The organism is Rhizobium hidalgonense, from assembly GCF_005862185.2.
Taxonomy (GTDB): Bacteria; Pseudomonadota; Alphaproteobacteria; order Rhizobiales; family Rhizobiaceae; genus Rhizobium; species Rhizobium hidalgonense.
The window spans coordinates 1,854,873-1,877,556 of the sequence record NZ_CP054027.1 but is presented as its reverse complement, the minus strand read 5'-3'; the positions used below and the strand labels follow the sequence as shown (position 1 = coordinate 1,877,556).

Annotated in this window: 27 protein-coding genes and 1 pseudogene; 8 read left to right on the top strand and 20 right to left on the bottom strand. The window is 62.9% G+C overall.

What is annotated here, in order from left to right; all coding sequences use genetic code 11:
- Positions 1-3: 3 nt before the first annotated feature.
- Positions 4-540 (top strand): AAA family ATPase, encoded by a 537-nt coding sequence (locus tag FFM81_RS08920; protein WP_025416391.1) that lies wholly within the window; start codon positions 4-6, stop codon positions 538-540.
- Between the two features lie 21 nt (positions 541-561).
- On the opposite strand, the gene FFM81_RS08915 is transcribed toward FFM81_RS08920, so the two are convergent.
- The 5 genes from FFM81_RS08915 to gndA all read right to left on the bottom strand — a co-directional run bounded on the left by FFM81_RS08915 (position 562) and on the right by gndA (position 4,608).
- Entirely contained in the window at positions 562-1,179 is a 618-nt protein-coding gene (locus FFM81_RS08915) for a class I SAM-dependent methyltransferase (protein WP_025416392.1), read from the bottom strand.
- A gap of 101 nt (positions 1,180-1,280) precedes the next feature.
- On the bottom strand, positions 1,281-1,790 hold the full coding sequence (locus FFM81_RS08910) for a GNAT family N-acetyltransferase (protein WP_138384171.1): 510 nt from the start codon (positions 1,788-1,790) through the stop codon (positions 1,281-1,283).
- Between the two features lie 15 nt (positions 1,791-1,805).
- Entirely contained in the window at positions 1,806-2,300 is a 495-nt protein-coding gene (locus FFM81_RS08905; protein WP_003564215.1) for a GNAT family N-acetyltransferase, read from the bottom strand.
- A 5-nt stretch (positions 2,301-2,305) separates the two neighbouring features.
- On the bottom strand, positions 2,306-3,073 hold the full coding sequence (locus FFM81_RS08900; RefSeq protein WP_138384170.1) for a carbon-nitrogen hydrolase family protein: 768 nt from the start codon (positions 3,071-3,073) through the stop codon (positions 2,306-2,308).
- Positions 3,074-3,156: 83 nt separating this feature from the next.
- The gene (gndA, locus tag FFM81_RS08895; protein ID WP_025416395.1) at positions 3,157-4,608 is read right to left on the bottom strand and encodes an NADP-dependent phosphogluconate dehydrogenase; all 1,452 of its coding nucleotides are present in this window, start codon (positions 4,606-4,608) and stop codon (positions 3,157-3,159) included.
- Between the two features lie 204 nt (positions 4,609-4,812).
- Between gndA and FFM81_RS08890 the strand changes: the two are divergent.
- The 3 genes and pseudogenes from FFM81_RS08890 to FFM81_RS08880 all read left to right on the top strand — a co-directional run bounded on the left by FFM81_RS08890 (position 4,813) and on the right by FFM81_RS08880 (position 6,309).
- A pseudogene (locus FFM81_RS08890) lies at positions 4,813-5,483 on the top strand (DUF6597 domain-containing transcriptional factor).
- A gap of 67 nt (positions 5,484-5,550) precedes the next feature.
- The gene (locus FFM81_RS08885) at positions 5,551-5,949 is read left to right on the top strand and encodes an SRPBCC family protein (RefSeq protein ID WP_003564221.1); all 399 of its coding nucleotides are present in this window, start codon (positions 5,551-5,553) and stop codon (positions 5,947-5,949) included.
- Positions 5,950-6,309 (top strand): VOC family protein, encoded by a 360-nt coding sequence (locus FFM81_RS08880; protein WP_003564223.1) that lies wholly within the window; start codon positions 5,950-5,952, stop codon positions 6,307-6,309.
- Positions 6,310-6,346: 37 nt separating this feature from the next.
- Here FFM81_RS08880 and FFM81_RS08875 read toward each other — a convergent pair whose 3' ends face one another.
- The 7 genes from FFM81_RS08875 to FFM81_RS08845 all read right to left on the bottom strand — a co-directional run bounded on the left by FFM81_RS08875 (position 6,347) and on the right by FFM81_RS08845 (position 12,710).
- Complete coding sequence (locus FFM81_RS08875; RefSeq protein WP_138384169.1) at positions 6,347-7,063, bottom strand: PAS domain-containing protein; 717 nt, start codon at positions 7,061-7,063, stop codon at positions 6,347-6,349.
- Positions 7,064-7,302: 239 nt separating this feature from the next.
- Positions 7,303-8,238 carry a lipid A biosynthesis lauroyl acyltransferase gene (locus FFM81_RS08870; protein WP_003564227.1) on the bottom strand — a complete coding sequence of 312 codons (936 nt, stop codon included), beginning with the start codon at positions 8,236-8,238 and terminating at the stop codon, positions 7,303-7,305.
- Positions 8,239-8,245: 7 nt separating this feature from the next.
- A complete protein-coding gene (locus tag FFM81_RS08865) occupies positions 8,246-9,274 on the bottom strand; it encodes a zinc-binding dehydrogenase (RefSeq protein ID WP_097532739.1) in 1,029 nt (342 codons plus the stop codon).
- Positions 9,275-9,331: 57 nt separating this feature from the next.
- A complete protein-coding gene (locus FFM81_RS08860) occupies positions 9,332-10,618 on the bottom strand; it encodes a beta-ketoacyl-ACP synthase (protein WP_097532740.1) in 1,287 nt (428 codons plus the stop codon).
- A 12-nt stretch (positions 10,619-10,630) separates the two neighbouring features.
- A complete protein-coding gene (locus FFM81_RS08855) occupies positions 10,631-11,836 on the bottom strand; it encodes a beta-ketoacyl-ACP synthase (RefSeq protein WP_003564233.1) in 1,206 nt (401 codons plus the stop codon).
- Positions 11,833-12,315: a 3-hydroxyacyl-ACP dehydratase FabZ family protein gene (locus FFM81_RS08850; protein ID WP_003564235.1), complete on the bottom strand. Its 483-nt coding sequence runs from the start codon at positions 12,313-12,315 to the stop codon at positions 11,833-11,835. The genes FFM81_RS08855 and FFM81_RS08850 overlap by 4 nt, the downstream gene beginning before the upstream one ends.
- A gap of 116 nt (positions 12,316-12,431) precedes the next feature.
- Positions 12,432-12,710, bottom strand: a complete 279-nt coding sequence (locus FFM81_RS08845) for an acyl carrier protein (protein WP_003540486.1) — start codon at positions 12,708-12,710, stop codon at positions 12,432-12,434.
- A 424-nt stretch (positions 12,711-13,134) separates the two neighbouring features.
- On the opposite strand from FFM81_RS08845, the gene FFM81_RS08840 reads away from it, so the two are divergent.
- Positions 13,135-13,857, top strand: a complete 723-nt coding sequence (locus FFM81_RS08840) for a Crp/Fnr family transcriptional regulator (protein ID WP_003564237.1) — start codon at positions 13,135-13,137, stop codon at positions 13,855-13,857.
- On the opposite strand, the gene FFM81_RS08835 is transcribed toward FFM81_RS08840, so the two are convergent.
- From FFM81_RS08835 to FFM81_RS08800, 8 genes are all read right to left on the bottom strand, one after another.
- Positions 13,847-14,278: a L,D-transpeptidase gene (locus tag FFM81_RS08835; protein WP_025416400.1), complete on the bottom strand. Its 432-nt coding sequence runs from the start codon at positions 14,276-14,278 to the stop codon at positions 13,847-13,849. The genes FFM81_RS08840 and FFM81_RS08835 overlap by 11 nt on opposite strands.
- A gap of 127 nt (positions 14,279-14,405) precedes the next feature.
- Entirely contained in the window at positions 14,406-14,606 is a 201-nt protein-coding gene (locus tag FFM81_RS08830; protein WP_003564241.1) for an ECs_2282 family putative zinc-binding protein, read from the bottom strand.
- 92 nt (positions 14,607-14,698) lie between these two features.
- Entirely contained in the window at positions 14,699-15,679 is a 981-nt protein-coding gene (gene cbiB, locus FFM81_RS08825; RefSeq protein WP_138384168.1) for an adenosylcobinamide-phosphate synthase CbiB, read from the bottom strand.
- On the bottom strand, positions 15,676-16,698 hold the full coding sequence (cobD, locus tag FFM81_RS08820) for a threonine-phosphate decarboxylase CobD (RefSeq protein WP_138384167.1): 1,023 nt from the start codon (positions 16,696-16,698) through the stop codon (positions 15,676-15,678). The genes cbiB and cobD overlap by 4 nt, the downstream gene beginning before the upstream one ends.
- Positions 16,695-18,002, bottom strand: coding sequence for a cobyrinic acid a,c-diamide synthase CobB (locus FFM81_RS08815; RefSeq protein ID WP_003564247.1), 1,308 nt, complete (start codon positions 18,000-18,002; stop codon positions 16,695-16,697). The genes cobD and FFM81_RS08815 overlap by 4 nt, the downstream gene beginning before the upstream one ends.
- Positions 17,999-18,838: a uroporphyrinogen-III C-methyltransferase gene (gene cobA / locus FFM81_RS08810; RefSeq protein WP_003564249.1), complete on the bottom strand. Its 840-nt coding sequence runs from the start codon at positions 18,836-18,838 to the stop codon at positions 17,999-18,001. Before cobA ends, FFM81_RS08815 begins: the two co-directional genes overlap by 4 nt.
- Before the next feature lie 190 nt (positions 18,839-19,028).
- Positions 19,029-19,979: a nucleoside hydrolase gene (locus FFM81_RS08805; protein ID WP_003564252.1), complete on the bottom strand. Its 951-nt coding sequence runs from the start codon at positions 19,977-19,979 to the stop codon at positions 19,029-19,031.
- A gap of 129 nt (positions 19,980-20,108) precedes the next feature.
- Positions 20,109-20,528 (bottom strand): cobalamin biosynthesis protein, encoded by a 420-nt coding sequence (locus FFM81_RS08800; protein ID WP_138384166.1) that lies wholly within the window; start codon positions 20,526-20,528, stop codon positions 20,109-20,111.
- A gap of 99 nt (positions 20,529-20,627) precedes the next feature.
- Between FFM81_RS08800 and FFM81_RS08795 the strand changes: the two genes are divergently transcribed.
- From FFM81_RS08795 to FFM81_RS08785, 3 genes are all read left to right on the top strand, one after another.
- Positions 20,628-21,413 (top strand): TSUP family transporter, encoded by a 786-nt coding sequence (locus tag FFM81_RS08795; protein ID WP_138384165.1) that lies wholly within the window; start codon positions 20,628-20,630, stop codon positions 21,411-21,413.
- A 107-nt stretch (positions 21,414-21,520) separates the two neighbouring features.
- Entirely contained in the window at positions 21,521-21,886 is a 366-nt protein-coding gene (locus tag FFM81_RS08790) for a nuclear transport factor 2 family protein (protein ID WP_128398269.1), read from the top strand.
- Positions 21,886-22,680 (top strand): helix-turn-helix domain-containing protein, encoded by a 795-nt coding sequence (locus tag FFM81_RS08785; protein WP_003564257.1) that lies wholly within the window; start codon positions 21,886-21,888, stop codon positions 22,678-22,680. The genes FFM81_RS08790 and FFM81_RS08785 overlap by 1 nt, the downstream gene beginning before the upstream one ends.
- Positions 22,681-22,684: the final 4 nt, after the last annotated feature.

The following is a 22,684-nucleotide window of genomic DNA, read 5'->3' as shown; positions in this document are numbered from 1 at the left end:
ATGATGAACGGATCGGTCCTGATTTCGGGATGTTCCGGCGGCGGAAAATCGACGCTGCTTGCGGAGCTTGGCCGCCGTGGCCATACGATCGTCGAGGAGCCCGGCCGCCGGATCGTCAAGCAGGAGCTGGAGAGCAATGGAACCGCCCTGCCCTGGGTCGACATGGTTGCCTTCGCCCGCCGCGCGATCGAGATGGCGATCGTCGACCACGCGGCGGCGCGCGAAGAGCAGGGCTGGACATTCTTCGACCGCGGGCTGATCGATGCCGCCTCGGCGCTTCAGCACCTGACGGGAGAACCGATCCTGGAAAGATTGAGCGCCGCCCATCGCTATAACAGAAGCGTTTTTCTCACGCCGCCATGGCTGGAGATTTACACGACCGACCCCGAGCGCCGCCATGGCTTCGAAGAGGCCGTCGCGGAATATGAGCGACTCGCCGCGACCTATCCGACAATCGGCTACGACGTCGTCGTGCTGCCGAAAATCACGGTCGCCGACCGGGCGGATTTCATCCTCGATCGCCTGAAGGCAAAGGAGTAGTCTTTCGGCAGCCGGCCGATCTCAGCGCCGGCGAAAGACGCACCACTGAAACGACTGCCGGCCGCCGCCGGGCGTCGCGTGCTCCTCGCGCCATTCGCGCTCCAAGGCAAAGGCGGAGCCGAATTCTGCCGCCAGCGCAGCGGCATCATAACGTTGGACCGGCAAGCCGCTGCACCGCTCCGGCCCGTCGGATGCGAAGGTCGCGATAATCACGACGCCGCCCGCCGCCGTGCCGGCTTCAAGCGCATTGCGATAGGACAGCCGCTGCTGCGGCTCGGTCAGGAAGTGAAAGACGGCGCGATCGTGCCATACGTCGTAGCGGCGCTTCGGTCTCCATACGGTGATATCGGCCACCATCCATGCGACCCGAGCCGCGTCATCCCGCAACCGCGCCTTGGCGACGTCAAGTGCCGGCGCAGCAATATCGAGAACGGTGAGGTCGGACCAGCCGCGCTCGACGAGTCGGTCGACAAGGCTGGACGCGCCGGCACCGATATCGATCAGGGCGGCCGTCACCGGCAGTTGTAGCTCGTCAAGCGCCCGCAGCGAAGGCTCGGGCGTCGGTTGATACCAGCTGACGCTGTCGGCAGCTTTCGTGCGGTAGACCTCGTCCCAGTGCTCCTGATTCGCTTCCGTCATCCGGCATCCCCGTTTTGGCAGCGTCCGATCCTGACCCATCAACATGTAGGGATTGAGACGTCAGGCCCCAAACCTCCTGCACCCGCAATCATATGCGCGCTTCAGGGAGGAATGTGACGATAAACACGATCCTTAGGATCGTCTCGGGGCGCTACGCGATCAAGACACGCGCCCAGCCGTTCTGCAACGGCAATGGAAGCGACATTGCCGGGAGCGATATAGCTGACGAGCGACGGCAGCTTGAGTGTCTCGAAAGCCCAGCCACGCAACGCCAAGGCCGCCTCGGTCGCATAGCCCCTGCCCTCATGCCCCTCATAGACGAACCATCCGAGTTCCTTTTCCGGAAAGAGCGGCCCGTGGTTGATCCCCACCTGGCCGACACATTCGCCGGTTTCGGCCAGATCGATCATCAGCGCCCCATGCCCGAAGAACTGCCACAGAGCAATGTCGTGGCAGAACATCCCCCACGCCGCCCGCAGATCGAAGGGGCCGCCCATTCCGGCAGAGCGCGGCGAGGCCATCAACCGAGCGTAAGCCTCGAAGTCGCCGATATCGGGCAGGCGGAGCGCCAGACGCTCTGTCCGGATGCTGATGGCGCCGGTTTTGGTCATGTCGTCGCCTTTCTGCTAACTTTCGAACGCCGGAGCGAACCGAAGCGCCCCGCTCGGCGCTGGCCCTCGAAAAACGATCCGCTGCACCAGCCGCGTATCGAGATCATGATATGACAGCCGCCCGTCGCTGCTGAATCCCGCGCTGCCATAGACGTCCGGATTGCCGATCAGCGCGCATCCGCTAGCGCCCATCTCCTTCAGCAATTCGAGCCCCCTGGCGATCAGAGCCCCGCCGATACCCTGCCGCTGTCTCGCCGGCGTGACCGATATCGGCCCCAGCCCGAACCAGTCGTCATGGACACCTTCGATCGTCACCGGCGAAAACGCGACATGCCCCAGGATCTCGCGGTCCTCCTCAGCGACGAGCGATATCGCCAGATCGCCGCTCATACGAAGTTTTCGGATAATCTCCGCTTCCGTACCGTCACTGTAGGCCATCGGCCTGAAGGCGGTGGAAGTCAGATCGTGGATCGCGTCGATATCATCAGGTGTCTCGTATCGGATATGCATCTCTGTCAGGTCCTCATGCCCCAGCGGTCCTCAGACGCTATGTAGAGAAAATCGAAGAGCAGCAAGCCGGGTTCCTCCAACGGGAGTTGCGCCACGACGTGGCCTTCCGGGTCGAGCACAGCCGTCGGCCCCCAGGAGATACGCCCGTCACGCTCTCCGGTCACATCGGACGATATCAGCCACAGTCCCGTTTCGCGGCACCTCTCGCCGCGGACCGCGTTATGCTGCTCCTTAAATGCTTCCGCCTTGTCCCGCGGCATCATATTGTTGGCGAGGCACAGGATCAGGGTCGCGCCGGACGCTCTGATCTTCGCCGCAGCTTCCGGAAAATTGGTGTCGTAGCAGATGTTGATCCCGAAACGCATATCGCCAATCGCAAAGAGCGGGCTCTCCTCTCCCGCCGAGAAAATCCGTTCACCACGCAGCAGGTGGGCTTTCCGATAGCGGCCGATGAGAACGCCGCGCTCGATGATGACAGCGGTGTTGAACAATCGCCCATCATCGATCTCGATCAGCCCCACCACCAACACCGGCCCCGACTTCGGCAGCCGATCCAGGACTGCCGAAAACTCGGCCGATGCGAGATCTAACGCAACGCGGCGCGCCGATGGTTCATCGATCAGGTAGCCCTGGAGAAAACCTTCGGGAAAGAGCAGCAAGGCAACGTCATCGACTTCGGCTCGTGCTGCGACTTCAATAGCATGGTCCAAGGCCGCATCGACATTCTCCCGAAATTCCGGCGTCTGCGCCGCGGCTATCCGAATGCTCTTCACCTTCAACTCCGCGTTCGCGACATACCTCACGAAAAAGCCCGGCGCGACGGCCGGGCTTCTCCTTGATCTCTTCTCCGCAAACCTCAGAAGGTCGCCGCACCGCTGCCCCAGGGGCCGTGGTGGAAATCCTTGCCATCAAGGCGGTCGAAACCGTGGGCGCCGAAGAAGTCGCGCTGCGCCTGGATGAGGTTTGCCGTCCCCCGGCCCTGGCGGTAGGCGTCGAAATAGGTGAGCGCCGAGGTCAGCGCCGGCACCGGCAGGCCGGCGGAAATCGCAGCACCGACGACGCGGCGCAGCGCCGGAATCGATTCCTTGACCATGTCGGAGAAGGCCGGCGTGACGATCAGGTTTGCGGCGTCGGGCGCCTTTGTGAAGGCCGAGGTGATCTCGTCGAGGAACTGCGAGCGGATGATGCAGCCGGCGCGCCAGATTCTGGCGATCGTTGGCATCGGCAGCGACCAGTTGAACTCGCGCGATGCTTCCGCCATTACTGCGAAGCCCTGCGCATAGGCGCCGATCTTGGCGGCAAACAGCGCCAGTTCCAGATCCTTGTTGAGCTCGGGACCATAGGCGATCGGGAAGGATACGGCCTGCGTGCCGAAGATCTTTTCAGCGGCTTCGCGCTGCGATTTCATCGAAGAGAGGCTGCGGGCGGCGACCGCGGCTTCGATCGCCGTTGCCGGAATGCCCATGTTCTGCGCCTCGATCGCCGACCATTTGCCAGTGCCCTTCTGGCCTGCCTTATCGAGGATCATGTCGACCATCGGCCCACCGGAGACGGGATCGTTGGCGGCCAGCACCTTTTCGGAGATCTCGATCAGATAGGAGTTCAGCCGGCCCTTGTTCCACTCGCCGAAAATGCCGGAGATGTCGGAGGCGCTCTTGCCGAGGCCGTCGCGCAGGATACCGTAGATTTCGGCGATCATCTGCATATCGGCATATTCGATGCCGTTATGGATGGTCTTGACGAAATGGCCGGCGCCGTCGTTGCCGAGCCAGGCGACGCAGGGCTCGTCATTGTAGCGAGCGGCAATCGAGGTCAGCACCTTCTCGACGCGCTTCCAGGAGTCTTCCGTGCCGCCGACCATGATCGACGGGCCGTGGCGCGCACCTTCCTCGCCGCCTGACACACCCATGCCGATAAAGGTAAGATCGGTGTTCTTGAGGCGGTCGAAGCGGGCGACGGTGTCGCGGAAGTTGGCGTTGCCGGCATCAATCATGATGTCGCCCTTGGCGAGATGCGGGCGCAACGCCTCCATCTGCTGATCGACGGCATCGCCCGCCTTGATCATGATGATGATCGGGCGCGGCGGCCGGATCGCATCGACGAACTCTTCGATCGTCTTGCAAGGAATGATCTGCTTTTTCAGATCGCCGGCGCTTTCGTAGAATTCGTCGGTTTTCTCAGGCGTACGGTTGAAGACCGCAATTTTATTGCCTTTCTCCGCGATGTTGAGCGCCAGGTTGGAGCCCATGACCGCAAGACCGATCAGTCCGATTTCTGCCTTTTCCACGACAAACCTCCGATGTGTCATTTGGACCGGTGTTGTGGCACTGTCTCGGTCAAACGGCAAGTCTCGCAAGGGTCTAATCGGTTCGCAAAAGCAATGAAATGAAGCTTGCAATATCCCGACTTGTCCGACAACCGCTTGCGTCGGTTCATCGACAACCAAGTTTTCGTGCGACCTGCCCTTGATGCCCTATCTGGTGGTATCATCGGCGTTTCGGGAGATATCGCCTTGGCACCGGAAAGACGAAAAGATACGGCGCTGCTTGCTGCCCGTGCCGGCCGCTACCGCGAATATGCGCCGCCGCCAGCGCTGCGACGCCATTTCAGCCGGTTCTGGTCGCATGCGCTGCATGACGGACCGCCGGCACTGGTGGCGATCGTGCCGGACGGCTATTGCGACCTGCTCTGGATCGACGGCCGGCTGGCAGTCGCCGGGCCCGACAGGACGGCGGCCTTTCCCGTTCTCCGGCCGGGCACGACGATCATCGGCGCCCGTTTTGCGCCGGGCGCCGCAGCACCCTGGCTGAAGACGCCGCTCTCGGCGCTGGTCGGCCGCTCGGTGCCGCTTGTCGACATCGGCTGGAAGGACACGGCCGAATTGCCGCAGACAGCGGTCGCCCGGCGTCCGGGCTGCTCGGCCGGCTCGACATGAGCGAAAGGCAGTTGCGCCGCCGCTGCCACCATCATTTCGGCTATGGCGCCAAGACGCTGGAACGGATCCGCCGGTTCCAGCGTTTCCTCGATCTCTGCCGCAGCTCGGGCACGATGCCGCTTGCCCGCCTTGCGCTCGAAGCGGGCTTTGCCGACCAGGCCCACATGACGCGCGAGGTTGGCGACCTCTCGAGCCTGACACCCGCCGCCATTCTTGACCAACTCTGCATGCCGAAAAGGCCGGGCTGACCGTTTTGTTCAAGACGCCGCTGATTGGCCTGTTACGACAGCGAGACCCAATATCGAGGACCTGCCCATGTCGACGATGCCCGCGAAAATCATCCACCAATCGATCGAGCGCGACTGGCGCGACGTCTACGATTTCGCCGGCAAGCCGGAGAACATGCCGCTCTGGGCCTCCGGCCTTGCAAGCGGTCTCGAGCCGCACGGCGCTGACTGGATCGCCCGCGGCCCGCTTGGAACCATCAAGGTGAGCTTCGTGCCTGCCAATGAATTCGGCGTAATCGATCACACGGTGACGATCGAATCCGGTCTCAGGGTCTATAATGCGCTGCGCATCGTGCCGAACGGCGATGGCTGCGAGGTCATGTTCACGCTGCTGCGCCTGCCCGGCATGACCGACGCGCAGTTTTTTGCCGATGCCGCCCATGTCGAGAAAGATCTCGCCATGCTGAAAGCCCTGATGGAGAGATAGATGGCCGATAATTCAGAAAATCACGACCGCCGCATCGACTATGTCGAATTCAACGTCGCCGACATCGCCGCCGCCAAAGCCTTTTACGGCTCGGCCTTCGGCTGGCGTTTCACCGATTACGGGCCGAACTACTGCGAATTCGACGATGGCCGGCTGAAGGGCGGTTTCACCGATTTCGGACCCGTGCGGCCGGGCGGCCCGCTTGTTGTCGTCTATGCCAGAGATCTGGAGGAGGTGCTGACCTCGGTCGAGAGGGCCGGCGGCACGATCGTCCGGCCGATCACCGATTTTCCCGGCGGCCGCCGCTTCCATTTCCTCGACCGCGACGGCTACGAGCTCGCCGTTTGGGCGACCGCCTGAGGCTACCGATCGGGCAGCCCGGTCGTCCGGCCGGGGTTCAAGCAGAGTTGGGCTGCTGATCGAGGTCGTGCATGACGATCAGCGCGCCGATCACCGTGCCGCCCGCATCGCGCAGCGGCGACATGCGACAGCGCACCCGCCGTGATCCCTCGCTGCCCGCCGAGCGCTCATAGGTGTAATCGATCTGGCCGCCGGCAAAACAGGCGTCGAGCTTGTGCTTGGCGCATTCGGCAAACCGCTCTTCACCGATGAATTCGCAAATATGACGGCCGATCAGTTCCATCGGCTTCCTGTTGAGATGAGCGCTGTTGGCCGGATTGGAATAGAGGTAGCGATAATCCCTTGTCAGCACCGCCACCCGGTCCGGCATGCTGTCGAGGATCACCGCATTGAGGAACTGGCCGTTGTCGGCATCAGGCACATAGGCCGGCGGCGGCTCGATGCGCACATCCTGCGGCGAAGGCACGCGCCAGTCCGGCCCATGCGTGCCGAAATAGCGGTCGAGGAGGTAGGAGAGCACCATCGTGTGCTCGGTGACGCTGGCGCTGTCGTCAGCGTCCTGGGCGATCAGATGAGTCACAAACTGCAGTTGCATGTAGACTTCGAGCAGATTAACCGCCCGATGAGCGAGGATTGCCTCGACCAGCGGCTCGACATAGCGGTCAAGCGCCGTGACGCGCCGGTCGTCGCCCAAGCGTATGGCTTCCTCTATCTGCGTGCAACGCAAGGAAAAAGCTCGAAAAAGCTCCAACAAGACGCCTCCAACTACGATTGCCCCAAGAGACGAGTCCGAAACCGGATCTGGTTTACACCTCTAAAATGCGCCTAGCGGTAGACATTATTCGCGCCTTGGTGGTGACGGGTAACATGAAGTGTGCTCTGTTTCAATCCGAGGAGCACCTGCCGCTTTTCACCGCTGATAAATGAGGGTGGACCTTTTGATTTGCAACAGGTTTCGGATTTTATGCCGAGCCAGCATAAAATCATTAGGTTCTAAGGTGCGAGTGTGTTCTTGATCTGCCAGCGATCGTGATACCAGAGCCACTGTTCCGGGTACTCCCGCACCCAGCTTTCCACCTTGTCGTTGAGCAGCTGGGCGGCTGCCGGTAGGTCGAGATTGCCCTTGGCGTCGCGCGGCATGTCCAGCCGCGGCTCGATTTCCAGCCGATAGCGGTTGCCGGGCAGCCGGATGCAGCGCGCCGGATAGACCTCGCAATCGAACTGGCGCACCAGCTTCGGCAGCAGCGGATTGGTCTTGACCTCGCGCCCGAAGAAGGTCCCCTTCAGCCCCTTGCGGAACTTCTGGTCGACGAGCACCCCGACCCCCTGGCCGGCTTCGAGCTGACGGGCGAGCGCGAAGGAGGAGCCGGCATGAGACGGCACCAGCTTGCCCATCCGCGCGCTTCTGAAATCGAAGACCTTCTTCGCGACATAGGGATTGTTCGGCGGCCGAAAGAGCACGGTTACATGGAGCCCGAAGGCGGCACCCGCTACCGGCAGCAGCTCGAAATTGGCTGTATGGCCGGTAAAGACGATGAAGGGGCGCGGATTGTCGCGCAGATCGAGAAAGATCGGGATGCCCGACACCTCCACCCTGCCCGGCTCCGCGTTCTCGGGATCATAATCGAACAACTGGTCGAGGAAGACGTATTCGGCTGCAAGCCGGCCCATATTGCCCCAGCTTGCGAGCGCGATCTCTTCGATCTCGGCCTGGCTCTTCTCAGGGAAGGCGTTGCGCAGATTGACGAGCATCAGTCTGTGGCGGCGCGTCCGCCGGCCAAGGCGGCGCATTATCCTGTCGGCGAAGCGAATCGCGCCATCGGCCGGAAACAGCTTCAGCACGTTCAGAAAGCCGAACATCACCTGCGCCACCAGCCATTGCTGGAAGTGCCTGAGCGCCAGAACGATCCGGGTGACGAAGAGCTTCACTTCGGGCTCAATCCATTTTCAGAATGATCTTGCCGAAGATCTGGCGCGATTCCATCCGCTCCAGCGCCCGGTCGATATCGCTGAAGCTGACCTCGGTGTCGATGACGGGATGGACGAGCCCACGGCCCATCTTCTGCATCGCATCCGCCATGTTCTCCATGCGGCAGCCGAAGGAGCCGAACAACTTCAGCTGCTGCTGGAACAGCATCATCAGGTTCATCTCTGTCGAAACACCCGAGGTCGAACCGCAGGTGACGAGCCGCCCGCCGCGCTTCATGCAGAGCATCGAGCCCGCCCAGGTATCCTTGCCGACATGTTCGAAGACAACGTCGACGCCCTTCTTCTTGGTGAGCTTGCGCACCACGCCTTCGAAACGATCGGTGCGGTAGTTGATGACGTGATCGGCGCCGAGCGCCTTGGCCTTTTCGATCTTGTCATCGGAACCGACGGTGGTGATGACGGTGCAGCCGATCTTCTTGGCGAGCTGGATCGCCGCCGTGCCGATGCCGGAGCCGCCGGCATGGACGAGGATCGTTTCGCCGGGCTCGAGCTTGGCATTGTCGAATAGCATGTGCTCCACGGTACCGAAGGTGACGGGAGCAAGCGCTGCACCGATCGCATCGACGCCGGGAGGGGCTGGCACCAGCAGCCGCGCGGGAAGATTTACCTTCTCTTGCGCGAAGCCATCGAGATGGAAGCCGTGCACGCCGGAGACATGTTCGCAGAGATTGTCACGACCTCCGCGACAGGGACGGCAAAGGCCGCAGGTGCGCGCGCCATAGATGGAAACGAGCTGGCCCGGCAGCACATTGGCGACACCCGGGCCGATCGCTTCAACCACGCCCGAGGCTTCCGCACCGATGACCAGCGGCATCTTGCGCTTGGCGAATGCCATACCGCGCCAGCCCCAGACATCGATATGGTTGAGCGCCACCGCCTTGACGCGCAGCGTCACCTCGCCGGCAGCAGGCGCGTCCGGTTCCGGCAGGTCGGTGATCTCAAGCTTGCGGTCATCGATCAGTTGCAAAGCGCGCATTGCAAAATCCCTCGCCTTGAAGGCGTCATCTCATCTCAAAAATGTGTCGGGAACCGCTTAAGCCGGTTCGAGCGCCATGACAAGGCTGGCATTCTGCCCGCCGAAGCCGAAGGAGTTGGAAAGCACGGCGGAAACCTGCGCTTCCCGTTTCTTGTTCGGCACGACATCGAGAACGATCGACGGATCGGGATTGGCATAGTTGATCGTCGGCGGCAGCGTGCCGGTCAGCATCGTCTGCAGCGAGAACACCGCTTCGACGGCGCCCGCCGCCGTCAGCGTATGGCCGATCATCGACTTGTTCGAGGAAACCGGAATGCCGACGAGCCGTTCGCCGAAGACGGCCGACATCGCCCCATATTCCATCTTGTCGTTCTCAGGCGTCGAAGTGCCGTGGGCATTGATATAGCCGATGCCGCTCTCGTCGATGCCGGCATCGACAAGCGCCGCGCGGATCGTCGCGATTGCCGGCCCACCATCGGGTGAGGAGCGCGTGCGGTGGAAGCTGTCGGCCTTGTCTCCGGCGCCCTTCATGATGCCGAGCACCTTGGCACCGCGGGCGACCGCCGCTTCCAGCGATTCCAGCACCAGCGTCGCCGCACCTTCGGCAATGACGAAGCCGTCGCGATCCTTGCTAAACGGCTTGGAGGCCTTGGTCGGCGGATCGTTCTGAGTCGAAAGCGCCGACAGCAGCGAGAAGCGGATCAGCGCTTCGGCGCTGAGAGAGCCATCGGTCGCAACCGTCAGGGCGCGATCGGTGCGGCCCTGGCGGATCGCCTCGATGCCGAGCTGGATCGCCGTGACACCGGAGGCACAGGCCGTCGACAGCGTGACGGGAAGGCCGCGCGTGCCAAACCGGTCGGCAAGGCGCTCGGAAATCGCGCCGAACAGGGCCGCCTCATGGAAGGCTGGGTCTGGCCGCTGGCGCAGCGCCGTCAAAAAGCGCTCATAGGCGTCACCAGGATGCTCGGAGGCCGGCGAACGGTCGGCAAGTTCGAAACGCGCGCTCCATTCCGGCTCGATCGGCGGGGCAGCGAGAAACAGCGGGCCGTTGAAATCGCCTGAAAGACCGGCATTGGCCAGGGCCTCGATCGTCGTTTCCCGGGCGAAGGCATAGGAGCGCTCGACGGCGTTCGGGGCCGGGATGCCGATGAAATCGACGGTGCCGGCGATCCGCGTCGACAGTCCCTCAGTCGGGAAACGGTTGATCTCGTGAATGCCCGACGTGCCTGACGTTAGGGCCGCCCAGTTGTCATTGAGACCCTGGCCGAGTGAGGTGATGATGCCCATGCCGGTGACGGCGACGATTGGACGGCCGAGATGATCTCTGTAAGCGGAAGCTGTCATATCTCTCACTCCTCACGCATCTGCGGAAAGAACCGCGACGCCCTCGCCGCGCTGGTGGCCGACCGTGGTCACGACAGCGGCGGTTGTGCCTGTGCGCATCGGCGCCTCATGGGCGGCATCGAAAGGCGGCACTTTGGCCTTGCCGTCGACGGCAAGGGCTGCAAGCGCCAGACCCAGCGTGAACTGCGTCTCGATCGTGTGGCCGGTGATGCCGCCAAAACCGCGGATTGCAACACCAGGCAATTGATGTTCGAGAACCGCCCGCTCGCGGGCGGCAATATCGTGCATGCCGGTCGAGCCGGAAAAAATCGCCGTGCTTTCGGCGGAAAGCCCAGCGGCGGGCGCCAGAAGCCGCTCCAGGCGGACTTCGAGATTGCCGGCATTGCGGTTGCCACGGTCGCCCTCGACCGCGTCGATGACGGCATAGATATGGGCGCCGCGGGCCTCCGCGTGCTGGCGCGATTCGAGCACCAGGAAGGCGCCTGCCGAACCGGTGATCATGCCGCCGCCGTCGCTAGGTCGGCGTGACCAGAGCGGCACCCAATCGCCGCGCGCATGGGCGCCGATCGCCTCGGTGAGCAGGATCATGTCGGGCCGTTCGGCAGCGAAGGCGCCGCCAACAAGCGCATGCGAGGATTCGCCTGACTTGATGCGGTAGAAGGCGGTCTCGACGGCTGAAATCCCTGCCGCTTCCTCGCCCATGAAGGTGCGCGACGAGCCGGTGACCTTGTGCACGATCGAAATGTTGCCAGCGAGCAGGTTGGAAAGCTGGGCGAGGAAAAGCGTCGGCCTCAGCTCCGTCGTCAGCTTCTCGTTCAAGAGCAGCTCACGGTCGTTCCGCTTCAGCGCCTCGTCGACGATCAGCGTATCGACATTGATGTCGCGCTCGCCGCCGCCGGCTGCCACGATCATGTCCATCGTGCCGCAGGCCTCGAGATTCTCCTTGAAGCCGGCATCGTCGAGCGCAAGCCCGGCGGCAAAGACGCCGATACGTTGCCAGTTCTCCATCTGGCGCTGATCGCCGCGCTTGGCGATCTGCTGCGACCAGTCGATCTCGGGCAGCGGATGCACCGGATAAGGCTTGAACTTCTCGGTCTCGACGATCGCCTTCGGCGCGCTGCCGGCCTTGAGAAGCGCGATATGCGCATCCTTGCCGACGCCCTGACAGGTGACGATGCCGATGCCCGAAATGACGACGTCGTTTGCAGCCTTGCTCATCCAATCACCCCCTGCGCCGCGATCGCTTCGAGAAGCCCGATCTCGCCGGCACGTTTTTTCACGATATCGCCGAGCGGCACCTCGGAAAACGGCATGGTGCGAAGCTTCAGCTGCGCATCGCAGACCTTTTTGCCGGCGCTGGTGATTTTAGCCTTGGTAACCGCGAAACCCGAACCGTCGTGCTCGAGCACCGCCTCGATGTCGAGCACGGCTTCCGGCTCGACGAAGGTGCGCATCTTGGCGCCGTCGACCGTCATCAGGAAGGGCATGGCGGCAAAATCGGTGACGGCAAGCACCAGCATGCCGGAGGCCTGCGCCATGGTCTCGATCAAGAGCACGCCGGGAACCAGCGGCATTCCGGGAAAATGACCCTCGAAGACGGGACTCTTGGCCGGCACGACGGATCGCGCCTTCAGCGTGCCCTTCTTCAGGTCCACCGCTTCGACGCGGTCAATCATCTGGAAATATTCCAGCAGCATTCGGATCCTCCGGCCCGACAGGCCAGATCCGCCCGCCGGTGACGCCTAGTTAGGAACGAAACCGCCCAGCCGCCATAGTCAGGCGGCAGGGCGCTCAAAAAAAGACGGTTATGTCCTCAGGCCTTGGCTGCTTTGAGCTCGTCGATCTTGGCGCAGAGGTTCTTCAGCACGAAATATTCTTCGGTGGAAACCTTGCCTTCGTTGACTTCCTGCGTCCACTTTTCGAGCGGAATCTTGATGCCGAATTCCTTGTCGATCGCAAAGACAATGTCGAGGAAGTCGAGGCTGTCGATACCGAGGTCGTCGATCGTATGGCTCTCCGGCGTGATCGTCGCGCGGTCGATCTCGCTGGTTTCTGCAATAATGTCGGCAACTTTATCGAATGTAGCGGTCACGCGCTGTACCTCATGAAATGACGATTTAAACCCCCTCATAGGCAAATCCATTTCAAAAGCCAATGCTTTCGTCCGGGCGTTGCGGCAATTTGCCGATTGGGTGTTGCCTAAACAGCAATGGAATGCGGGCCATTGCCGTCACCCGAGGCGGGGCGATGCCGCCGCAGGCAGCCCCGCTGCGCCGGCAGCGCCAACGGGTCGTCCGAATCAAAACCGCGCACGGCCTCGCCTCGCCTTCCACGCGCGGAGCCGCAGGCACGGACATTTGATCTGGATCAAATCGCGAGCCCGGCGAATTTGATAGTCATCAAGCGGCGCTCAAAGAAATCGGGATAGCCGAAGCCGCAATCGGGGCGTAATCGTCTCGATTATGCCGAGCATGCAAGCCATGCTGGGATGCATCAGGATTGCGAAGGATCAGGAAATGGACGTCGCACGCAGTGAGCTTTCCGAGGCCGGCACTCCTGTCGCTTGCCGATCCTGCCAGGCGCGGCACGGCGTCGTCTGCGGCGCCTTGTCTCGCCACCAGCTGAGAGAACTCGGCCGCCATTCGCTGCGCCGCAAGGTCGATGCGGGCTCGCAGATCGTCGCTCAAGGGGCGGAAAGCTCTTTCTATTCGAACATCATGCGCGGGGTGGTGAAACTCTGCAAGGTGATGCCGGACGGGCGCCAGCAGATCGTCGGCCTGCAATTCGCTCCCGATTTCGTCGGAAGGCCCTTCGTGCGCGAGAGCACGCTGTCGGCAGAGGCTGCGACCGATGCCGAAATCTGTGTCTTCCCCCGCAATCTGCTCGACCGCATGATATCGGAGACGCCGGAATTGCAGCGCAGCCTGCACGATCAGGCGCTGAAGGAGCTGGATGCCGCGCGCGAATGGATGCTGACGCTCGGCCGGCGCACCGCCGAGGAGAAGGTCGCAAGCCTTCTCCACCTCATCGCCACGCATGCCGAGCCGCAAACGGCCACCAGCACCGCCTTCGATCTGCCGCTATCGCGCGCCGAGATCGCCGATTTTCTCGGATTGACGATCGAGACCGTCAGCCGTCAGTTGACCCGGCTGCGCAAAGGCGGCGTCATCCGCATCGAGAACGTCCGGCATATCGTCGTCCCAGACATGGATGAGTTGGAAAAGAAAATCAGCGCGTAATCACCACGCGGGTATTGGCAAGGCCGGCTTGACGCGTCAGCGAGAAGAACTGAGCCGCATTGTCGGGATGCAGACGAACACAGCCATGCGACGCCGGCCGGCCCAGGCGCTTCAGGTCGAAAGTGGCGTGAACGGCATAACCGCCGTTGAAGAACACGGCGTAGGGCATCGGCGCATTGTCGTATTTGCGCGAGCGATGATCGCGCGACAGCCACTTGGCGCTCCACGAACCGGTCGGCGTGACATAGCCGTTGCGCGCGGTCGAAACCTTCCAGCGATACTTGACGAAGCCGTTCTCGGTGACAGTCATCGTCTGCTTGCCGATGCTGATATTGGCGACCAGCGTTGCTGCCTCGGCGGCAACGGGAGAAAACTGCAGCAATAAACTTGCGGCCGCAGCCGCCAAAATCGTCTTCATCATAGCCCCTCTTCGCACCCGCGCGGTTTAATCGCGCCCTCACGATAGGGAGACTAAGGCAATACTTATTAGATTGCTTTAACCCGAATGGTAATCACAATTTTAACACGTCTAACCGACAGCGGCTCGCCTACTGGAGCTTGCGCCCAGCCGCAGGCCGGTTGAGCCTCTGGTAGGCCTTGTTCATCTTCTCGCGGATAGAGGCCATCGTACCGAGATTATGACCGCACGCGGCACAGGTGATGATGTCCGTCTCCCGGATCTCCGGCCGCTCGAACTTCATCTTGGTGCTCTTGCACTTCGGGCACGGTAATTCAACCTGAACTGTCATCGCTCTGCTTCCGGTCTGATGAGATATGAGGCGGTTCAAATAGACGTTTGAGCAGAGCATGTCCACTGGCGGGTGTATGCCGTGCGGCACCCCTACAGAAAACACAAGAACAACCCGAAGACCACACCGGTGAACACCATACAGCTGGCATAAAACACCGACACGCCGTCTTCGATATCGCCAGCGGTGGCAATGTCGCGGCCGGCGTTGTTGATCATTGGCTCCGTCACGATAACACCACCATAGATGCGCGGCCCGGCGAGCTGGACGTTAAGAGCGCCGGCCATTGCCGCCTCCGGCCGGCCGGAATTCGGCGAGCGGTGCAGGCCTCCGTCGCGCATCGCCACCCGGATCGCCTCGCGGCAGGGGCTGATGCCCCGCCGGATCCAGGCGCCGGCAGCGATCAGCAGGATGGAGAGCCGGGCGGCCGGCCAATTGGCGATATCGTCGAGCCGGGCGGCGGCCCAGCCGAAATCGATGTATTTTTCCGACCTGTGGCCGATCATCGAATCCGCCGTGTTCAGCATCTTATAGGCGAGCAAGCCCGGCAGGCCGAAGGCGGCATAACAGAGCGCCGGCGCGACGACGCCGTCGGAAAAGTTTTCAGCAAGGCTTTCGATCGCCGCGCGGCAGACGGCCGGCTCATCGAGCGTCTCCGGATCACGCCCGACGATCCGGGAAACAGCGGTTCGTCCGCCGGCAAGCCCGTGGTCGCGCAGAGCTGTCGCGACGGCCGCAACATGATCGGCAAGGCTCTTCTGCGCCAGGAAGATCGCCACCAGACCGGCCTCCAGCACCAGGCCGGCAAGGCCGAAGAGCGCAAAAAAACGGTCGAACACGAAGCCCGCGGCGATCGACAGCAGCAGCAGCGCCAGGATCGCGGCAACGCCGTTCATCCGGCGTTGGGAGCCCGTAAGGCTCGAGGGATTGAGCTGCTGGTCGGCATAGGAGATCGCTGCGCCGAAGACGACGACGGGATGCGGCACCCGCGACCACAGCCATTGCGGATCGCCGGCGATGCGATCGAGCAGCAGCGCCAGAAGCAGTACCAGAAGGTTTTCGTCGATCGTCATCGCTCAAATCCCTGAAGGGCTTCGCCAAGCCGTCTGTCTGCCGCCGGATCGGGCGTTAGCCCGAAACGCAGCCAATCCGGCGCATAATCGAACTTGCGGACGAGAATATGATGCCGGCAAAGATGGGTGTAAATGTCGACGGCTCTCGCATCGGCGACAAGGGTAAAAAGCGCCGTCCCTCCCGCCATCCGCAATCCGGCGCCGGTCAGCACCGCAGACAGGCCGGCGCAGCGTTCACCGATGCCGCCGCGGATGGCAGACACATCCGAACGCAGCAGCGAGGCGGCCAGTGACAGCGCCGGGCCTGAGACCGCCCAAGGGCCGAGCCAGTTCTCGAAACGCTCCAGAATATCAAGGCGCGCAATCGCAAAACCGAGCCGCAAGCCGGCAAGCCCGAAAAACTTGCCGAAGGAGCGGAAGATGATCAGGTTGGAAAGATTTTGCGCCTGGGCTGCGAGACTCAGCGCCGGGTCGGTATCACCAAAGGCCTCGTCGACGACGAGAATCCCACCCGCCGCCTTCATCCTGTCGTGCAGAGCAATCAGCGTTTCGGCCGGCCAAGACCTGCCGTCCGGATTGTTCGGATTGACGACGACCGCCAGCCGATGCTCGGCCCGAATTGCGGCGACATCGCCGACCGCATCGACGGCAAAACCCGCCGACGTAAAGGCGCGCGCATATTCGCCATAGGTCGGCGATACCACGGCGATCCTATCGTCCGCCATAGGGGCTTGCCCGTCCTGTCGAAGCAGGCGCGGCAGAAGCTGGATCACCGATTGCGTTCCGGGCACCGGCAGCGGTAGAATCTCGCCGCTGCGGTAATAGTCGCGTGCCGCAAACCGTGCCGCGTCGACGAGATGCCCGTCCGGCAGGCGGTGCCAGGCCCTTGCCGGAATGTCAGGCAGGGCGACGGGGCACGGATTGATGCCTGTCGAGAGGTCGAGCCAGTCTTCCGGCCTGCCGCCGAAGGCGGCAGCAGCGGCGGTGATGCCGCCGCCATGGACAATCGGCGCGCTCATGCGGCCGCTCTCGCGAGATCGATCAGATGCATATAGGATCCCGCCACCTGACCGCGCCTCAGACCGACGGCACCGAGATCGGTTCCGAGCGCATCCTGCGCTGTAAACAGCCGCTTTCCATCACCTTCGGAAACGACGGTAGAATAGTGAAATTCGTGCGCCGTCATCGTCCGTGCGAAGAAGGCGCCGTCGAGCGGTGTCACCCGGCGATAGCCGAGATGGCGCCGGCGCTCGGCATAGCTGGTGACAACCGGCAGCAGGCCGAGCATTCCGTGGCGCTTGCCCCCCGCATCGATCAGCCCATCGCCCAGCACCATGTAGCCGCCGCACTCGCCGTAAATCCTGATGCCGCGCGCCGCCGCGTCGAGCATGCCGGCGCGGAAATTCTGCGCTTGGGAGAGCCGCCCGGCATGCAGCTCGGGATAACCGCCCGGCAGATAGACCGCGTCGGCATCGGCGGCCGGTGCCTCGTCGGCGAGCGGCGAGAAGAAGGAAATATCAGCCCCGCGCCGGCGCCAGCCGAGCAGCATATGCTCGTAGGAAAAGGCAAAGGCGATATCACGCGCCACGGCGATACGGGCGCCGATCGGCATCAGCCGGTCGATATTGGCTGCCGATGGCCGGTTGAGCCCCTGCCTGGCGATGCGCAGCAGGAATTCGAAATTGCATTCCTCGGAAACGGCGTCGGCAGCATGGTCGATGAAACTCTCAAGCGTCGCATGTTCGCCGGCCTGGACGAGGCCGAGATGGCGCTCCGGCAAGGCAAGCGCCTTATCGCTGCCGATCACGGCGACAACAGGCATGCGGATAGCCTCCAACGCCTGGCGCAGCATTGCCTCGTGCCGCTCGCTGCCGACCTTGTTGAGGATGACGCCGGCAACGCGGACATCGGCACGGAATCCGGCAAAACCTGACACCAGCGGCGCCACCGACTGCGACATGCGCGAGGCATCGACGACGAGCACCACGGAAAGGCCGAGTTGGGCGGCAAGATCGGCCGCCGTTCCCTTTCCGTCGGCCGCTCCATCGAAGAGACCCATCATTGCCTCGATGACCAAAATCCGGTCGCCGGAGCGGTGAAGAGCGGCATTGGCCGAGATCAATTCCCCGCGCATCGCCCAGGGATCGAAATTCAGGCAAGGCGCCCCGCTTGCGGCCGCATGGAAGGCGGGGTCGATGTAATCGGGGCCAGCCTTGCCGGGTGCCACCGCGACGCCGCGCCGGCGCAGCGCCCTGAGCAATCCGAGCGTCACTGTCGTCTTGCCGGCGCCGGAGGACGGCGCTGCGATCAGGAGGCCGCTCATATCAGCACCTCGCCGGACCGGCGGAATGGATCGGGCTGCAACCGCCGGCCCGCCAGCGCACCCAGCCAGTCGAGCGAGGCCCGGAGCCGTACCACCTCGCCGACAACGACCACCGCCGGTGGTTCGAGCCCGGAAGCGGCGGCAGCATCGGTCGCTTCGCCGAGCGTCGTCTCCAGCACCTGTTGCGCGCCGGTCGCCGCATTGCAGACAAAAGCCACGGGCTCGGATGCCGAGCGGCCCGACGCAATCAGATTGGCGCTGATCTGGGCGATATGCTTCATCGCCATATACATGACGATGACGGGCGACCCCTTGCCGATCGCCTCCCAATTGATCGCATCCGGCACGATGCCGGAAGAATCATGACCTGTGAGAAACGTCACGGCATGATTGATCTCGCGATGCGTCACCGGAATGCCGGCATAGGCAAGCCCGCCGATGCCGGCGGTAATCCCGGGTACGATGCGAAACGGGATGTTGTGCTCAACCAGCGTCAGCGCCTCTTCACCGCCGCGTCCGAAGACGAAGGGATCGCCACCCTTCAGCCGCAGCACCCGCTTGCCGGCGCGCGCCAGTTCCACCAGCCGGAGCGAAATGTCGCGCTGTTTCGCCGAGGGCTTGCCGCCGCGTTTTCCCGCATATTCGATTTCCGCGCCTGATCGTGCGAGCGTCAAACAGTCCTCGTTGACGAGCGCGTCATGGACCACCACATCCGCCTCCGCGAGTCCCTTGGCGGCGAGCAGCGTTAACAGCCCTGGATCACCGGGGCCGGCCCCGACGAGCCAGACGCTGCCCGGCTCCAGCGCCGGCAAATGGGAGAAAGCGGCATCGATCATCCCGCTGATCTAGGCCGTGCAATGGGCAAGGTCAACGCCGCACGCCGCGCCTCACTTGAAGTTGCTGAGATGACCATGACTCACCTTGGGAGGAAGCGGATTCAAATTCTCGGAAAGCCCGAATAACAATATGAATATATTATCACATGGGAGCGAAAACCGGCCGCGATGCAGCCGGCTTCCAAAGCGGTCAAGCCGTAAGCAGCGTGTCGCGGATCAGGCCGATGACCGTTTCCGACTCGATGCCGGTGCAGACTATCTGGCTTGGCTGACCATCCCAGTCACCGGGCGGGAAACGGCGGCCGTCCGGCTTGATGATCGTCTGGCCGTCGGCAATGCCGCCGCAGACGACACGCACCGCGCCGGTGACCGTGGTGAAAAGCTCGGGCGCCACGACATAGACTGAGGCGCAGCTATCATGCACCATCATGCCGTCCTCGACCGCATGCTTGTAAAAATCGATGTAGGACTGCGACAATGCGTCGAGCAGCTTCACCGCCCCGTCTCCCCTGGTCGCCATCTCGCCAAGATAGCTGCGGCTCATCGTGGTGATCGAGGTGACGTCGAGGCCGATGACGGCCACCTTCCAGGGCGCGGTCATGACGATGTCGGCAGCTTCGGGATCGCCGTGGATATTGGCCTCCGCGACCGGCGAGACATTGCCCGGCACATAAAAATTGCCGCCCATGATGACCACGTCCTTGACCAGGCTCGCAATCTCCGGGTCTTCCTTCAGCGCCCGCGCCAGATTGGTCATCCTCCCGACGGCCACCAGCCTGACTTCGCCGGGGTTGGCGCGCACGGTGTCAATGATGAAGCGATGCGCCGGGCGCGGATCGAGCGGCAGGTCGATCGTCTCGGGCACCTTGATATCGCCGAGGCCGTTCTCGCCATGCACCATAGCCGGCCATTCCCGCTCCGCACGCTCGGGATCGATAGTGACGCTGGCGCCCTTGGCGACGGGGGCGGCAATATTCCATTCGCGCTTGAGGAAGAGCGCATTGCGCGTCGTCGTTTCGACCGAGGCATTGCCGAAAACGGTAGTGATGCCGATCAGATCGATCTCGGGATGGCGATGCAGGAAAAGAAGCGCCATGGCGTCGTCGACGCCCGGGTCCGTGTCATAAATGACCTTGTGCATTGGTAACCTCTATAGAGCAATTCCAGCAAAAGTGCCTGAGCGGTTTTGCGCCCGGAATTACGTTGAAACAAAGATGTGATTCGCTGATCTGCCGGACGGCGTCGCGACGTGCGGCCACCATAACGCCCGTCAGGCTTTCTGCAACCCGATGCGGGCAATCGCCGCCGTCGCATGCGCCGATTTGATCTTGCCGAGCAGCAGTTCTGCATCCGCGCCGATAGCCGCGAGCGCCGCCGATTCTGCTACGCCGTGACAGCCGACGCGGGCAAAGACGATAGCGGACGGATTCTCGAGCCGCGGTGTTTCCTGTTCCAGCCGCCGCGCATCGAAGAAGACCGCCGGCACGGCAAAATGGCTGGCAACGGCCAGGATCGCCGCCTCGTGCCTGCGGCTGTCGATGGAAGCAATGGCCGCGAGCTCCGTCCCAGCGATGCCGGCTGCCCTCAGCGCCTCGACAGCAAGCGCCAGCACTTCCGCAGCCGGCGTCCCGCGCTCGCAGCCGAGTCCAAGAACATGCCGCCCTGCCATCTCGAAGGAAATATCGCCCATTGAAGCCGTTGAATGCGCCCCGCTGTGTCCCTGCAGCCATTGCAGCTTGGAACGGCAAATGCAACAACGCCGCCAGAAATCCCCACTTGGAATACCGTCTTGCCCGACATTGCCCTTCATCTTCTTCTGCTGCTTTGTGCGGCTGCCTTCTTTGCCGGTTTCGTCGACGCCATTGCCGGCGGCGGCGGCCTGATCACCGTTCCCGCCATGCTGATCGCCGGCATTCCGCCGCTGCAGACGCTCGGCACCAATAAGGTGCAGTCGATCTTCGGCGCCGCCTCGGCAACGATCGCCTATGCCCGCAAAGGCCATGTGCGGCTTCACGAACAGCTGCCGATGGCGATGATGGCGGTCATGGGCGGAGCGCTCGGCGCCGCTCTCGCGACGATCGTGCCCGGGCAGGTGCTGCAGGCGATCATGCCGGTGCTGCTGCTCGCGATCGCCATCTTCTTCGCCGTCAAGCCGAACCTCAACGACCTCGACACCCACCGTCTCATCACGCCCTTCGCCTTCGGCCTGACGCTGGTGCCGGTCATCGGCTTCTATGACGGCGTCTTCGGCCCCGGCACCGGCTCCTTTTTCATGCTCTCCTTCGTCACCCTCGCCGGCTTCGGCGTGCTGAAGGCCACCGCCCACACCAAACTTCTCAATTTCGGCTCGAACCTCGGCGCGCTGATCGTCTTCGCAAGCTTCGGCGCGATCCTCTGGAAGATCGGCCTGTTAATGGGTGTCTGCCAGTTCCTCGGCGCGCAGCTGGGTTCACGGCTCGCTATGCGCATCGGCGCAAAGCTGATCAAGCCGCTGCTCGTCATCGTCTGCGTCGCGCTTGCGGTCAAGCTGCTCGCCGATCCGGCAAATCCGCTGCGTGTCTGGCTCGGACTCTGAACGATCGCGGCAGTCTTCATTACCTCAGGCGTAATTGATAGGGTGCACCACCTTCCCGCATGATCGCGCTGCCTGACACCAACGGGCGATCAAAAGGAGATGACCCGATGAACGACGCAAACGACAACGCAGAACGTTACCTCGCCATCTGGAACGAGACGGATGCCGCCCGCCGCCGCGTTCTTATCGCCGAGAGCTGGTCGGAGGCCGCAACCTATATCGATCCGCTGATGCGCGGCGAAGGTCATGAGCAGATCAATTCGCTGGTCGAAGCCGTGCAGAGCCGCTTCCCCGGCTTCCGCTTCGAACTGATCGGCGCGGCGGACGGCTATGGCGACAATCTGCGCTTCTCCTGGGGCCTCGGCCCTGAAAATGGCGAAGCGCTCATCAAGGGCACGGATTTTGCCGAACTTGCGGGCGGCAAGCTGAAATCCGTCCGCGGCTTCATCGATCAATTGCCGGAAGCCGCCTGATGACGCCGGCCGCCCGCTCTCTCGGAGATCACCTGCGCGAATGGCGCCAACGCCGCCGCATGAGCCAGTTGGATCTCGCGCTCGAAGCCGAGATCTCGCAGCGGCATCTGAGCTTCATCGAGAGCGGACGCTCGACCCCGAGCCGCGAGATGCTGCTGCACCTTGCCGAACGTCTCGAGGTACCGCTGCGCGACCGGAACCCGCTGCTGCTGGCAGCGGGTTTCGCCCCTGTCTTTGCCGAACGCAAGCTCGATGACCCTGTCCTTCAGGCGGCGCGCCGTGCCGTCGATATGGTGCTCAAAGGGCACGAGCCCTTCCCGGCGCTCGCCATCGACCGCCACTGGACCCTGGTCGCCGCCAACGCCGCGATCGCTCCCTTACTGTCCGGTGTTGCCGATCAGTCGCTGCTTGCACCGCCCGTCAACGTGCTGCGCCTCAGCTTGCATCCGCAGGGATTGGCGCCACACATCGCCAACCACGCTGAATGGCGCGCGCACCTGCTCGACAGGCTGCGTCAGCAGATATCGGCCTCGGGCGATCCTGTCCTGGAAACACTGCTGAAGGAGTTGCGGTCCTATCCAGCGCCGGAACGGGCCGGCGAAGTCCATGCCGATTACGCCGGCATCGCAGTTCCCCTCCGGCTTGCGACCAAGGCCGGCTTGCTTTCGCTGATCTCGACAACGACGGTCTTCGGCACGCCCGTCGATATCACTCTGTCGGAACTGGCCGTGGAGTCCTTCTTTCCAGCGGATGAAGAAACGGCCGCCATCCTGCGCAGCCTCGCACTCAATTGAGCGC

Excerpts from the sequence above, each read along its gene's own strand:
- FFM81_RS08920 (WP_025416391.1), top strand. The coding sequence starts at position 4 with ATGAACGGATCGGTCCTGATTTCGGGATGTTCCGGCGGCGGAAAATCG.
- FFM81_RS08915 (WP_025416392.1), bottom strand. The coding sequence starts at position 1,179 with ATGACGGAAGCGAATCAGGAGCACTGGGACGAGGTCTACCGCACGAAA.
- FFM81_RS08910 (WP_138384171.1), bottom strand. The coding sequence starts at position 1,790 with ATGACCAAAACCGGCGCCATCAGCATCCGGACAGAGCGTCTGGCGCTC.
- FFM81_RS08905 (WP_003564215.1), bottom strand. The coding sequence starts at position 2,300 with ATGCATATCCGATACGAGACACCTGATGATATCGACGCGATCCACGAT.
- gndA (WP_025416395.1), bottom strand. The coding sequence starts at position 4,608 with ATGACACATCGGAGGTTTGTCGTGGAAAAGGCAGAAATCGGACTGATC.
- FFM81_RS08885 (WP_003564221.1), top strand. The coding sequence starts at position 5,551 with ATGTCGACGATGCCCGCGAAAATCATCCACCAATCGATCGAGCGCGAC.
- FFM81_RS08880 (WP_003564223.1), top strand. The coding sequence starts at position 5,950 with ATGGCCGATAATTCAGAAAATCACGACCGCCGCATCGACTATGTCGAA.
- FFM81_RS08865 (WP_097532739.1), bottom strand. The coding sequence starts at position 9,274 with ATGCGCGCTTTGCAACTGATCGATGACCGCAAGCTTGAGATCACCGAC.
- FFM81_RS08860 (WP_097532740.1), bottom strand. The coding sequence starts at position 10,618 with ATGACAGCTTCCGCTTACAGAGATCATCTCGGCCGTCCAATCGTCGCC.
- FFM81_RS08855 (WP_003564233.1), bottom strand. The coding sequence starts at position 11,836 with ATGAGCAAGGCTGCAAACGACGTCGTCATTTCGGGCATCGGCATCGTC.
- FFM81_RS08850 (WP_003564235.1), bottom strand. The coding sequence starts at position 12,315 with ATGCTGCTGGAATATTTCCAGATGATTGACCGCGTCGAAGCGGTGGAC.
- FFM81_RS08840 (WP_003564237.1), top strand. The coding sequence starts at position 13,135 with ATGGACGTCGCACGCAGTGAGCTTTCCGAGGCCGGCACTCCTGTCGCT.
- FFM81_RS08835 (WP_025416400.1), bottom strand. The coding sequence starts at position 14,278 with ATGATGAAGACGATTTTGGCGGCTGCGGCCGCAAGTTTATTGCTGCAG.
- FFM81_RS08830 (WP_003564241.1), bottom strand. The coding sequence starts at position 14,606 with ATGACAGTTCAGGTTGAATTACCGTGCCCGAAGTGCAAGAGCACCAAG.
- cbiB (WP_138384168.1), bottom strand. The coding sequence starts at position 15,679 with ATGACGATCGACGAAAACCTTCTGGTACTGCTTCTGGCGCTGCTGCTC.
- cobD (WP_138384167.1), bottom strand. The coding sequence starts at position 16,698 with ATGAGCGCGCCGATTGTCCATGGCGGCGGCATCACCGCCGCTGCTGCC.
- FFM81_RS08815 (WP_003564247.1), bottom strand. The coding sequence starts at position 18,002 with ATGAGCGGCCTCCTGATCGCAGCGCCGTCCTCCGGCGCCGGCAAGACG.
- cobA (WP_003564249.1), bottom strand. The coding sequence starts at position 18,838 with ATGATCGATGCCGCTTTCTCCCATTTGCCGGCGCTGGAGCCGGGCAGC.
- FFM81_RS08805 (WP_003564252.1), bottom strand. The coding sequence starts at position 19,979 with ATGCACAAGGTCATTTATGACACGGACCCGGGCGTCGACGACGCCATG.
- FFM81_RS08800 (WP_138384166.1), bottom strand. The coding sequence starts at position 20,528 with ATGGGCGATATTTCCTTCGAGATGGCAGGGCGGCATGTTCTTGGACTC.
- FFM81_RS08790 (WP_128398269.1), top strand. The coding sequence starts at position 21,521 with ATGAACGACGCAAACGACAACGCAGAACGTTACCTCGCCATCTGGAAC.
- FFM81_RS08785 (WP_003564257.1), top strand. The coding sequence starts at position 21,886 with ATGACGCCGGCCGCCCGCTCTCTCGGAGATCACCTGCGCGAATGGCGC.